Below are 11,348 nucleotides of genomic sequence, written 5' to 3' on the forward strand. Positions count from 1 at the left end.
TGCTGGCGTTGTTTGCGGCTCTGGTTACCATTGTATCCTGCAGCAAGCCGGCTGAAATGCATAAGAAGACGGAGGGAAAATCAATGTCTGATTTGATGGAAACGCTGGTCGTCGGCTCTCTGGGGGTCAACTGTCTGGTGATCGATTGCGGTAATGGCGATGGGATTGTCGTGGATCCCGGCGCGGAACCGGGCAGGATTCTCGATGCCGTGAAGCGGCGCAAGCTCAATATCGTCCGGGTGATAAACACCCATGGTCATTTCGATCATATCGGCGGTAACAAGGCGGTGCTGGAGGCTACCGGGGCAAAGTTGATGGTTCATGCTGCGGATGAACCGCAGCTGGCCAGGGCGGTCGAGGTCTCCAACATGTATGGCCTGAAGGCAGATAACTCGCCGCTGCCGGACAAGCATCTGGAGGACGGCATGGTTATTAACGTCGGGACCACCGCCATCAGGGTGATCCATACCCCCGGCCACACACCGGGCGGTTGTTCACTCTACCTGGCGGATCGGAACCTGGTTATCACCGGCGATACCCTTTTTGCCGATTCGGTCGGCCGCACCGATCTTCCCGGCGGTTCGCACGAAGCGCTGATTACATCGATAAAAAACAAGCTTTTTACCCTACCTGACGATACCGTCGTGATTCCGGGGCACGGCCCCTCAACCACCATCGGCAGGGAAAAGCGGGACAACGAATGGCTGAAATAGGCCGGAAACGGCTATCGGGGGCTGGAGATGCTTGAGGCAAAAACGGTAATTCTGGGGGTAACCGGCGGGATTGCCGCCTACAAGGCGGTTGAACTGCTGCGGTTGTTGAAAAAGACTGGAGTCGATGTCCATGTCGTTATGACCAAAGCCGCTACCGAGTTCGTCGCCCCTCTCACATTTCAGACCCTTTCCGGCCATCCAGTAAATCTCGATCTGTTCAACCTGATATCCGAGCAGGAGATCGGGCATATCTCTCTTGCCGATCGGGCCGACCTGTTCCTGATTGCGCCGGCCACCGCCAATTTCATCGGCAAGGCCGCAAACGGCATTGCCGACGACCTGCTCACCACTACGGTAATGGCTACCAGGGCGCCGGTTCTGATCGCACCGGCCATGAACTGCAATATGTTCGAGAATCCGATCTATCGGGAAAACGAGCAGAAATTGCGGCAACGCGGTTACCGTTTTGTTGACCCCGTAACCGGGCAGCTTGCCTGCGGCTGGGAGGGGAGCGGTAAGATGCAGGAGCCGGCCGTCATCTGTGAAGCTGCAATCGCTCTACTCTCGGAACAGGATCTGGCTGGCGAAACCGTGCTGGTGACCGCCGGCCCCACTCGGGAAGAGATCGACCCGGTACGGTTCATCAGCAACCACTCCTCCGGTAAAATGGGGTATGCCATTGCCCGGGCAGCCTGGCGCCGGGGAGCCAGGGTCATACTGGTAAGCGGTCCGTCAGCGCTCGCGCCGCCGTATGGCGTTGAGACAGTGCTTGTCACGACAGCTGTCGAAATGCGGGATGCGGTGATGGCAAGGCTTGACGAGGCGAGCATTGTAGTGAAGTCTGCTGCGGTGGCTGATTACAGGCCGGTAAGCAGAGCCGGATCAAAGGTCAAAAAGGATACCGGAGCCCTTTGTATCGAACTGGAGAAAAATCCGGATATCCTGACCGAGATAGGCAGGGCAAAACAGGGGAAAATTTTAGTGGGTTTTGCGGCCGAAACAGACGACTTGCTGGCCAACGCCGGGAAAAAGCTCACAGCAAAAAATCTTGATATGATTGTTGCCAACAATGTCAGTGAACCAGGGGCCGGGTTCGACATCGACACCAATATCGTCCGGATCCTGTATCCGGGTGGGAAGATCGAAGAGCCCGGGTTGATGTCCAAGGACGATCTTGCCGGTTTGATCTTGGATCGGGTGCTTGGATTGAAGAATTAGCTGCGGACGGCCGAAATCCGACGTCAGGCTGCAGCGAGGATCTCCCGAAGCAGGTCCGGGTCGCAGATCGCCCCGCGGAGCTTGGCGCCGATCTCATCAACCTGAGAGGTAGCGTCGTCTTTGGATATTTTTCCGCTCCGGTAAAGCAGCCGCAGATTCTTCCTGATCCCTTCGGCAGCGGCAATGGCGCGTTCGCCGGTTGGGTCCGCTACCAGATAACACGATCCTTCTAGATCGCCGAGCAGATCAAGGACTGCTGTTTTTGAGAGTTCGAGAAATTCGTCGCGGTGGTTCTCTTCAAGGCTGAACCGCGACGTCTCGTTGAGTTTCTTGATTGCCAGCTGCCACTTCTCCAGCCGGCTCAACAGCATGATGGAGTTAAATATCTTCTTGTTGGTTCCGAATGAAAAAAGGGTGCTCGCCACGGTGTTCCGCAGCAGTTCGTCGTTGTCCTCGAAATGGTCGCGCGCCACTTTGCCGCCGGTTTCCCAGATTTCGCGATCAATGAAGCTGTCGAATCTGACTTCCCAGTAGGCGTGTTTCAGGGTGAGGGTCGAGAAACTCCCGATGGTCTGGAGCGGGACGTAGTAATTATGCGCGATCGTGTCCGCTGCCAAATGGGCCAGATAACCATAGGCGCAGGCCAGTTGAGGGGGAGTTGACGCACGGTCGAGGACCTTCTTGCCGATGCTCCACCGGTGGCAGTTGAGCAGGAAATGGGTGAACTTTTTCCCTACAGTGATATCGGCAGCCAGGCAGCCGTAAAGGAAATCGTTCGGGAATGCCCCGATAGCCGAACCAACGGCAGTCGGCAGCAGCGACAGATTGTTGAGTACGAATTGGCCGAGCAGCAGGTGGGTTCCTCCCCCCCAGGCAAATGCGGAAGAGGGTATGGCCAGAACTGCGAGCAGCGCAAACAGGAGAGCGTGCATGTCTTCTACCTTAATGCAAAATAGCGGGAATGTAAAGGAAGCTGTCCAACCTGCCGAAGAAGCCGAATCAGTACTTGCCTCGGTCAGGGCATATCTTGTTGACCTTCAGGAAAGCGGGATTGACGAGCTGCCGCTCGCCGCTTCGCCACTGGTATCGGCAGCCGAGCGGGATATGCTGCTCGGCCCCCCGCCGGAACTGTTGTCTGGGGAAGAGATTGTCGAGACACTCGACTCGATACGTTCCGATCTCGGTGATTGTCACCGCTGCCAGTTAGGCGCCACCCGTACCAGTCTGGTGTTCGGAGTCGGCAATCCCAATGCACGGCTGGTCTTTGTCGGCGAGGGGCCGGGTCGCGACGAGGATCTACAGGGAGAACCGTTTGTCGGGGAGGCGGGCAAGCTCCTGACCCGAATCATCGAGGCAATGGGGTTGAAGAGAAGCGATGTTTACATCTGCAATGTCATTAAATGCCGTCCGCCGCAGAATCGCGACCCGCTTCCGTCAGAAATCGAGGCCTGCTCTTCGTTTATGCTGCGCCAGGTCAAGGCGATCAACCCCCTGATGATAGTGGCTCTGGGCAAGTTCGCCGCCCAGACCCTGCTGGCTGCGAAAACTCCGATCTCGAAGCTCCGCGGGACTTTTCATGACTATCACGGCATCCCGCTGATGCCGACGTTCCACCCGGCTGCGCTGCTGCGCGATCCGGCGCTCAAGCGCGAAGTCTGGGAGGACATGAAGCAGGTGATGAAAAAGATGGGGATTGAGCCTCCGCTACAAAAGGGCGGTGCGTCTGACGGCAGTACGAAACCGTGAACTACATCGCTGACCTCCATATCCATTCCCCGTATTCCAGAGCGACCAGCAAGGAGAGCAGTCTGGCCGGGCTGGCCGGATGGGCCGGAATCAAGGGGATCAATGTCGTCGGGACCGGTGATTTTACCCACCCCGCCTGGTTCGGCAAACTGCAGGAGGAACTGGAACCGGCGGAAGCCGGTTTCTTTCGTCTGAAGGATAGCCGATCCGTTGTTGCCCCTCTGGCCGGGATTTCGCTGCCGGAACAGCCGGTCCGTTTCATGCTCTCCGCCGAAGTGAGCTGCATCTACAAACGGCACGGCCAGGTGCGCAAGGTGCACAACCTCCTGTATGTCCCGGATTTCGCCTCCGCCGGCCGGATCAACGCCAGGCTGGCTGCGATCGGCAACGTGGTGTCGGATGGCCGTCCGATCCTCGGCCTTGATTCCCGAGATCTGCTGGAAATTGTCCTGGAGGAGGCGCCGGAAGGTTTCCTGGTGCCGGCCCATATCTGGACGCCATGGTTTTCCCTGTTCGGATCTAAATCCGGATTCGACTCGATCGAAGAGTGTTTCGGCGACCTGTCCATGCACATCTTTGCCCTTGAGACCGGCCTGTCGTCCGACCCGGCCATGAACCGGCTGATCTCGGGGCTCGACCGGTTTGCTCTGATCTCCAATTCCGATTGTCATTCCCCGCAGAAGCTCGGGCGGGAGGCCAATCTCTTCAGTACCGGCTTCGACTATTTTTCCATGAGGGATGCCATTCGGGGGAACAGGCGCGAGACCTTCAGCGCCACGATTGAATTCTTCCCCGAAGAGGGGAAGTACCATGCCGACGGTCATCGTGACTGCCGGGTTTGCCTGGAACCGGTTGAGTCGCGCTGGCTGAACGGTCGCTGTCCGGTTTGCGGCCGGGCGCTCACTATTGGGGTGCTCCATCGGGTCATGGAGCTGGCCGATCGGGATGAACCGCGTCTCCCGGAAGATGCGCCCGCTGTCTTCAGCCTCATTCCGCTTCCCGAGATTATTTCCGAGATCCTGGGGGTGGGTGTTGCCTCGAAAAAGGTTGCCGGACAGTTTGCCCGGATCGTGGCCCGGTTCGGATCCGAGTTTGACCTGCTCCTCAAGACGGAACTGGATGGAATATCCCGGTTTTCTCCGGTTCTCGGTGAAGCTGTTGCCCGCATCAGGAACAGCAGGGTGATCAGGAGGTCCGGTTACGACGGCGAATTCGGGGTGATCAAGGTCTTTAGCGAGGAGGAAAAGAAAGAACTAATCGGGGCGTTTGGAGAAAATTAATCAAAGTCGAGGTATAATCGGTAAAAATCATTCTTCACATGCAAAGGAGCTCACCATGGCAATGATGCAGGAGTTCAAGGCGTTTGCTGTAAAAGGTAACGTGGTTGATCTGGCGGTTGGTGTCATCATTGGCGGTGCTTTCGGCAAGATCGTCACATCCTTTGTGAGTGATATCGTCATGCCGCCGTTGGGGATGCTGATGGGTAAAGTGAACTTTACCGACCTCTTCCTTGATCTGTCCGGGAAGGGGTTCACCTCTCTGAAAGCGGCCAAGGATGCCGGAGCGCCGGTTATCAGTTACGGGTTGTTCATCAATACGATTATCGACTTCGTAATAATTGCCTTCGTCATTTTCCTGGTCATCAAGCAGATCAACCGGTTCAAAAATGAGCCTGCTCCGGCTCCGCCAAATACCAAGGAGTGCTCTTTCTGCTGCTCGTCCATTCCCCTCGCGGCGAATCGCTGTCCACACTGTACGTCGCAGCTGGAATAGGCGGGCAACTGGATTGCTGCCATTACGTCAAAGAAAACAGCTTGATTCCCGAGGTGTCTGATGAACGATTCCCCCCTGGCGCATCCGTTTGCGCATCCAATCCTGATCGTTGACGACGACAATTTCATGAGAACCATCATCGAAGCGGGCCTCAAGGCCGCGGGTTATCAGGTTGTGGTCGCCCGTAACGGTCATGAGGCGCTGGAGACCTTCCGGAGCGGTTATTACCCCATCGTGATGACTGACTGGGTAATGCCGGAGATGGACGGCCTGGAACTGTGCAAGGCAATTCGTGCCGACGATAGCGGTCGCTATACCTATATCATCCTCCTTACCTCTCAGGGGTCGAAAAACGATCTCATTGCCGGGCTGGACGCTGGTGCCGACGAATACCTGGTCAAGCCGCCCCATCAGCAGGAGCTGCTGACCCGGCTGAAGACCGGGCGGAGGATCATCGAACTGGAAAGTAAGCTCAACGATTTTGCCCGGCAGGTTGAAAGCCTGTCGCTGGTGGATTCTCTGACAGGGGTATTCAACAAACGTTACATGGAGGAGCGGATTCCTTCGGAGATAAAACGAGCCTACCGGTACGGCCGGGCTCTTTCGGTTATCATGATAAGCATCGATTGCCTTGACCGGTTTGTAACTGCCGGCGGTTACCTGGCCGGCGACAATCTGCTCAAGGGCACTGCCGGCTGCCTGACCGAGTCGGTTCGCAAAGAGATCGACTGGATCGCCCGGTCCGCTGAGGACCGGTTCGTGGTGGTGCTTCCGGAAACAGATGCCCAGGGGGCCATGATCCTTGCCAAAAGACTCAGGATCAGGATTGCGTCACAGGTTGCGGGGAGTCAGGAACAGGAACACAAAGTGACGGCGAGCCTTGGTGTTGCCGGTTTCACCCCATCCGGGGAAAAGGAAGGTTTTTCCATGCAGATGTTTTTTGCCAAGGCGGAAGAATGCCTGCAACAGGCGCTTGCCGAGGGTGGTGATGCGATCAAAGGGGTACAGATCAAATAGTTTCGGCTTCGCTTATAAATCCGGAGGATTTATCGGTGAGGAGTCACTAAAAAGTCCATCTGCTGCGTTACGCTCAACCTTCGTCACTGCGACGTAGCCTCCGGCTACGACTCATTCCTCAGAATACGCTACGCCTTGCAGCTGGAGCTTTTTGCTGTGCCGTGATTGATGATTATTACTGTTTCATCGGGAGATATGTCGATGTATGAAGAGTTGTATGAGAGGCCGGTGAATTCCGGAGCGGAGATCCCGTTCCGGCTCCCCGGCTGGATTGCCTGCGCCCCTTTCGAGGAGTATCTGGAGATGACCATAGAGGAGGCCGGGGAGGGGAGGGCGCTCCTCTCCATGCCGTTCAGGGTGAAGCATAGCCAGGGGAAAGGGTTGATGCACGGCGGGGCAGTGACTGCGCTTGCCGATACTGCCGTTGCCATGGCAATCAAGAGCCTGCTTCCAGAAGGGACCAACTTCGTGACCACCGAGCTGTCGCTCAAGTTCCATGCCGCGGTCTCAGGCGGCGGCATAACGGCGGTGGCCACTGCGGAGCGGCTCGACGAGAGGACCTTCCGCGGTGTGGCGGAGCTGTTCGATCTTCAGGGGGTGAAGGTGGCGACGTTCAATTCAATGTTCAAGATTCCTCGATCAAAGCTCTAGCTCGGCCTTGACGATCTCCAGGTAGGCGCGGATGCTGCTGGCGCTTTCCAGTGACAGGGCGTGCGCCGCGACTTCACGGGCTGTTTCCCGCGATACCTTTCGGACCACCTGCTTGATGACCGGGATCGACGGTGCGGAAAGACTGAAATCCGTAATCCCCATCCCCAGAAGCAGTACCGCAGCAATAGGTATGGCCGCCATTTCCCCGCAGATCGATACCGATTTTCTTTCACTGGTCGCCACTTCCGCAACACGGTTGATGGAGTGGAGCACCGCCGGGTGGAACGGGTCGTAGTACCGCTTCACCTTGGCATTATTCCGGTCGGCCGCCATGGTATACTGGATGAGATCGTTCGTGCCGATACTGAAGTAATCCACCTCATGGATAAGGATGTGGGCGGTTTGCACTGCAGCCGGGAGTTCGATCATGATGCCCAGCTTCATGTCGCGGGAAAACGGGATTCCGCTGCGATTCAGCTCCAGACACACCTCGCCGATTATCTCCTTGATCTGCCGTATTTCGTCGATTCCGGATACCATCGGGAACATCAGGCTCGCATTGCCGTGGACCGATGCCATCAGTACGGCCGCCAGCTGGTCCCGGAAAATATCCTGCCTTTCGAGCGATACCCTGATGGAACGCCACCCCATGAACGGATTGTCTTCCTTCGGATATTCGAAATACGGGAGCCCTTTGTCGCCGCCGATGTCGAGGGTCCTGATGTTGACCGGCAAGCCGTTGAACCCTTCCAGGATCTTTTTGTAGATCTCGAACTGTTCGCTCCGGTTGGGAAACGACTTTCTGGCCATGTACGGAAATTCGGTCCGGTAGAGGCCGACTCCTTCCGCTCCGTTGGCCAGCGCCACCCGGATGTCGGACAAGAGCCCGATGTTTGCCCTTAAATGCATCCGGCACCCATCGGTTGTTATTGCCGGCAGATCCCGCATCCCTTCCAGTTCGCGCTGCCGCTGACTGTGGTCCCTCTGAAGCCGCTCGTATTCAGTCTTTATTCCGGAATCCGGGTTGATGTATATATGCCCGGATGTGCCATCGATTATCACCTCGTCTCTGGGGCCGACCTTTTTCAGAAGCCCTTCGATGCCAAGCACTGCGGGGATGCCTAGCGAGCGGGCCATGATTGCGGCGTGGGAGTTAATGTCCCCTTTTTCGGTTATTATGCCGAGTACCCTGTCGGTATTGAGGGTTGCCATGTCCGAAGGGAGGATGTCGTCGGCAACAATGATCCTTTTGTCGCGGAGCCGGGTGCGGGACTCTTTTCCTTCCAGGCAGTCTATGATCCTGCGGCCGATGTCGAGCATATCCGCTGACCGCTGCCGCAGATACGGGTCTTCCATTTGTGAGAAGGCCGCCACATAATGATCGACAACACCCTCAACCGCCTTGATTGCCCCGCAGTCGGTGTCGATCGCTTCAAGTATCCGTCCCGTCACACCACGGTCTTCCATTATCATCAGGTGAGAGTGGAAGATGGCGGCATCCTCCTTGGAGAGTGTCGAGGCTACGCGCTTCTCCATGTAGAGGGTCTGAATCTTGGCCTTTTCCAGTGCTACCAGAAAACGTTTTTTCTCTTCGGCGCGGGGGAGAATCTTGATTGCGGCTCTCGCCCCTTTGCGTCCCCCCTGGTGATTGAGTATGTACAGTTTGCCCCAGCTGAAACCCGGCGACGCCGGCGAGCCGGTTATTGATTGGCGTTGGCCTTTGCCACCTTTTGCTGCCTGGCGTTCCCGTTCGACCGCTTCCTGTTGCGCCTTCGCCAGTTCGCGCTCGAAAAACGCCCGTTCCTCTTCCTTGGTACGCACCGAATCCAGCAATTTTGCGTTAATTACGATGCTGGAGATCTGGTAGGCGATCGTTGCAATTGTGCTGATTTCGTGCTGGGTAAAGATTCTTGCTTCCCTGGTCTGGACGACAATGACGCCGACTGGCGTTTTCCTTTCAAAGAGAGGCACTCCCAGGAACGAGGCAAACTTCTCCTCCCCGGTTTCCTTGAAATATTTAAAGCGCGGATGGTCGGGGGCGTTCTCGATGTTTACCACGCCCCGGTGCTCGATCACCAGACCGGTGAGCCCCTCGGATATCTTCATGGTGATCTTGCCGATTGATGTTTTGGATAACCCTTTTGAAGCTTGCAGGGTCAGGGTCTCACCATCGTTTTCCAGCAGGTAGATGGAGCAGACTTCGGTGTTCATCCGCTTGGCCACCAGGTTGACGATGTTGTCGAGGGTTTCCTGGAGGTCGTGCGAGTGGAGTATCAGTCCGCTGATGTCTTCTAGGGTGCGCAGCCCGATGGCTTCATGTTCGTGGTGCATGTCGGTCCCTGATCCTGTTGTAATCATTATCAGTATAACCACAGAATGCCGAAGTGAAAGAGGGTGACGAGATTTTTTTGGGGCCGTGGTGGCGTCCGGGTTTCGATTCTGGTATAGTTCGGGCACCTATAGATAAAAGGAGACAATAATCATGGGGGCTACGTTTGAAGAGTGCCTTGCTCAAGGGATATCGCTGGCGGAAGCGGGAGACAATGCCGGCGCGGTTCGCGAATTCAGCCGTTGCACCGAACTGGAGCCGACCCGTTCGGAAGGGTACTGCTATCTCGGAGAGTCGCTTGCCGCGTTAGGCAAGTCCGATGAGGCCATTTCCGCCTTGAAGCAGTCGATATCGCTTTCACCTGATGTCGATGCCTTGATTGCCCTCGGTGACCTCTATTTTGAGGTTGGGGATCATAAACAGGCCATTCAGCAGTATAAGAAGGTGGCAGAGGTCGACCCCAAAAATGCCGACGCCTATGTGAACATCGGTCTTGTGTACAGTAAAATGGAACGGATTGACGAGGCGATCAAGGCTTACGAGGCTGCTCTGGAAATTGAGCCCGACAACGTCTTTGCCTACAATGCGATCGGAGATGCCTGGTATGGTCAAGGTGAAAAGGAAAAGGCCATTGCCGCTTTCAGGAAAGGGATCGAGGTCGATCCCGAGGATGCAGCGGCACATTTCAACCTTGGCGAACTGTATTACGACATGGAGGAGTTTGACGAGGCCGAGAAGGAATGCCTGGAAGCAGTAAGTCTCGATCCCGAGTTTACCCTTGCCTACCTGACTCTTGGCAGTCTTTGTATGGACCGGGAGAGGGTTAAGGATGCGATCAAGTATCTGGAACTTTACCTGCGGTACGAGAAGTCGCCGCAAGCAGAGGAGATGGTCGCCGAGGTGAAGGCGGTGCTGGAGGGGTTGAGGGCGGAACTGCCCTGATTCATCTTGACGTTTCAATTGTCATATTTTCGGGTAAACTGATAAGAAGATCATTACGAAAAAAGGAGACGGAGATGAAAGACAGTGATAAGACAGTTATGGTTGGAGCCTTGATGCTTGTGGCCGGAGGGATCATGGGGGCTGGCGTTGCGTTGCTCTATGCTCCCCAGTCCGGCAAGAAGACCCGTCAGGACATAGCTCGTTATTCGCGCAAGGCCAAGCGCAGGGCCGAAGATATCGTGGATGACTTCACTGAGAGTGTTTCCGAGCTGACTGAAGCAGTGAGCGAGAAGGCGTCGGAGATACTGGACAAGGGGAAGGATGTCGCCCAGGATGCCAAGCGTGAGCTGCTACGGGCGATTGAAGAAGGTCAGCACAAACTGGAAAAACAAAAGAGCCGGCTTTCTAAAATCATCGGCTGAGTTATCGGCTCCGATGTGCGGACGAGAGAGGGAGTTGTCTGTTTAGCCCTCTTTTTTCCGGCAGTTGCGGTTTTTTGTCGGACATGAAGATGTCCCCGTAATATGCGGTGACTTCTTCCTTGGTATCGTCTGTGTCGCTCATCAGGGCAATTGCGCCTATCTCCGGCGGATCTTCGCCGAAAATCTTTCTGTAATCATCCATAATGTTTCGCTCTTCCCTGACCCACTGCCCGACTTTTTCGTTGCCGGATTCTACTGCGACAATCATGGCGTTACTGGTGTAGGGGCTGGGGTGGATCGACTCCTTTGGCATTCTGGAAGCCCATACATAGGTAATTGCCCTCATTCGCCAGAATGACCTGGGAAAGACCACATAGACTCTGGCGGCAAAATCGTCCCCATCCTTCCTGCTGATATCTTCCTTGGTTATCAGGTTGTTGACTTTCCATGACCAGCGGAGAATCGGGGACTTTTTTGCGTCAATATTTATTTTCTTGATAAGACCGGACGCCGCTTTGACGCTGTGCGCCTTGAGAA

General features: G+C 55.9%; 12 protein-coding genes. 9 read left to right on the top strand and 3 right to left on the bottom strand.

The features are described 5' to 3' along the window. Window positions 1-83 precede the first annotated feature (83 nt). Both OR1_RS19535 and coaBC read left to right on the top strand, forming a co-directional pair. Window positions 84-713: an MBL fold metallo-hydrolase gene (locus OR1_RS19535; RefSeq protein WP_041974634.1), complete on the top strand. Its 630-nt coding sequence runs from the start codon at window positions 84-86 to the stop codon at window positions 711-713. A gap of 27 nt (window positions 714-740) precedes the next feature. Further along, window positions 741-1,931, top strand: coding sequence for a bifunctional phosphopantothenoylcysteine decarboxylase/phosphopantothenate--cysteine ligase CoaBC (gene coaBC / locus OR1_RS19540; protein WP_041974607.1), 1,191 nt, complete (start codon window positions 741-743; stop codon window positions 1,929-1,931). A gap of 23 nt (window positions 1,932-1,954) precedes the next feature. Here the strand turns inward: coaBC and OR1_RS19545 are convergent, their stop codons facing one another. After that, a complete protein-coding gene (locus OR1_RS19545; RefSeq protein ID WP_041974609.1) occupies window positions 1,955-2,863 on the bottom strand; it encodes a zinc dependent phospholipase C family protein in 909 nt (302 codons plus the stop codon). Between the two features lie 13 nt (window positions 2,864-2,876). On the opposite strand from OR1_RS19545, the gene OR1_RS19550 reads away from it, so the two are divergent. From OR1_RS19550 to OR1_RS19570, 5 genes are all read left to right on the top strand, one after another. Next, a complete protein-coding gene (locus tag OR1_RS19550) occupies window positions 2,877-3,677 on the top strand; it encodes a uracil-DNA glycosylase family protein (RefSeq protein ID WP_041974635.1) in 801 nt (266 codons plus the stop codon). Beyond that, window positions 3,674-4,957 carry an endonuclease Q family protein gene (locus OR1_RS19555; protein WP_041974611.1) on the top strand — a complete coding sequence of 428 codons (1,284 nt, stop codon included), beginning with the start codon at window positions 3,674-3,676 and terminating at the stop codon, window positions 4,955-4,957. The genes OR1_RS19550 and OR1_RS19555 overlap by 4 nt, the downstream gene beginning before the upstream one ends. A 55-nt stretch (window positions 4,958-5,012) precedes the next feature. Beyond that, window positions 5,013-5,450 carry a large conductance mechanosensitive channel protein MscL gene (gene mscL / locus OR1_RS19560; RefSeq protein WP_041974613.1) on the top strand — a complete coding sequence of 146 codons (438 nt, stop codon included), beginning with the start codon at window positions 5,013-5,015 and terminating at the stop codon, window positions 5,448-5,450. Between the two features lie 60 nt (window positions 5,451-5,510). Beyond that, on the top strand, window positions 5,511-6,467 hold the full coding sequence (locus OR1_RS19565; RefSeq protein WP_041974615.1) for a diguanylate cyclase: 957 nt from the start codon (window positions 5,511-5,513) through the stop codon (window positions 6,465-6,467). A gap of 201 nt (window positions 6,468-6,668) precedes the next feature. Then, window positions 6,669-7,118, top strand: a complete 450-nt coding sequence (locus OR1_RS19570) for a PaaI family thioesterase (RefSeq protein ID WP_041974617.1) — start codon at window positions 6,669-6,671, stop codon at window positions 7,116-7,118. Here the strand turns inward: OR1_RS19570 and ptsP are convergent. After that, on the bottom strand, window positions 7,107-9,449 hold the full coding sequence (gene ptsP / locus OR1_RS19575; protein WP_041974619.1) for a phosphoenolpyruvate--protein phosphotransferase: 2,343 nt from the start codon (window positions 9,447-9,449) through the stop codon (window positions 7,107-7,109). The two genes, OR1_RS19570 and ptsP, sit on opposite strands and share 12 nt — an antisense overlap. 151 nt (window positions 9,450-9,600) lie before the next feature. Between ptsP and OR1_RS19580 the strand changes: the two genes are divergently transcribed. Both OR1_RS19580 and OR1_RS19585 read left to right on the top strand, forming a co-directional pair. Then, window positions 9,601-10,389, top strand: coding sequence for a lipopolysaccharide assembly protein LapB (locus tag OR1_RS19580; RefSeq protein ID WP_041974621.1), 789 nt, complete (start codon window positions 9,601-9,603; stop codon window positions 10,387-10,389). Window positions 10,390-10,463: 74 nt separating this feature from the next. Further along, window positions 10,464-10,811 (top strand): YtxH domain-containing protein, encoded by a 348-nt coding sequence (locus tag OR1_RS19585; RefSeq protein WP_041974623.1) that lies wholly within the window; start codon window positions 10,464-10,466, stop codon window positions 10,809-10,811. 1 nt (window position 10,812) lies between these two features. On the opposite strand, the gene OR1_RS19590 is transcribed toward OR1_RS19585, so the two are convergent. Further along, window positions 10,813-11,348 (bottom strand): DUF3047 domain-containing protein (locus OR1_RS19590; protein WP_082003055.1); only part of this gene is annotated, 536 nt, incomplete at its 5' end.

This window comes from Geobacter sp. OR-1, from assembly GCF_000813145.1.
Taxonomy (GTDB): Bacteria; Desulfobacterota; Desulfuromonadia; order Geobacterales; family DSM-12255; genus Geoanaerobacter.

Excerpts from the sequence above, each read along its gene's own strand:
- mscL (WP_041974613.1), top strand. The coding sequence starts at position 5,013 with ATGGCAATGATGCAGGAGTTCAAGGCGTTTGCTGTAAAAGGTAACGTG.
- coaBC (WP_041974607.1), top strand. The coding sequence starts at position 741 with ATGCTTGAGGCAAAAACGGTAATTCTGGGGGTAACCGGCGGGATTGCC.
- OR1_RS19565 (WP_041974615.1), top strand. The coding sequence starts at position 5,511 with ATGAACGATTCCCCCCTGGCGCATCCGTTTGCGCATCCAATCCTGATC.
- OR1_RS19585 (WP_041974623.1), top strand. The coding sequence starts at position 10,464 with ATGAAAGACAGTGATAAGACAGTTATGGTTGGAGCCTTGATGCTTGTG.
- OR1_RS19550 (WP_041974635.1), top strand. The coding sequence starts at position 2,877 with ATGCAAAATAGCGGGAATGTAAAGGAAGCTGTCCAACCTGCCGAAGAA.
- OR1_RS19580 (WP_041974621.1), top strand. The coding sequence starts at position 9,601 with ATGGGGGCTACGTTTGAAGAGTGCCTTGCTCAAGGGATATCGCTGGCG.
- ptsP (WP_041974619.1), bottom strand. The coding sequence starts at position 9,449 with ATGCACCACGAACATGAAGCCATCGGGCTGCGCACCCTAGAAGACATC.
- OR1_RS19545 (WP_041974609.1), bottom strand. The coding sequence starts at position 2,863 with ATGCACGCTCTCCTGTTTGCGCTGCTCGCAGTTCTGGCCATACCCTCT.
- OR1_RS19570 (WP_041974617.1), top strand. The coding sequence starts at position 6,669 with ATGTATGAAGAGTTGTATGAGAGGCCGGTGAATTCCGGAGCGGAGATC.
- OR1_RS19535 (WP_041974634.1), top strand. The coding sequence starts at position 84 with ATGTCTGATTTGATGGAAACGCTGGTCGTCGGCTCTCTGGGGGTCAAC.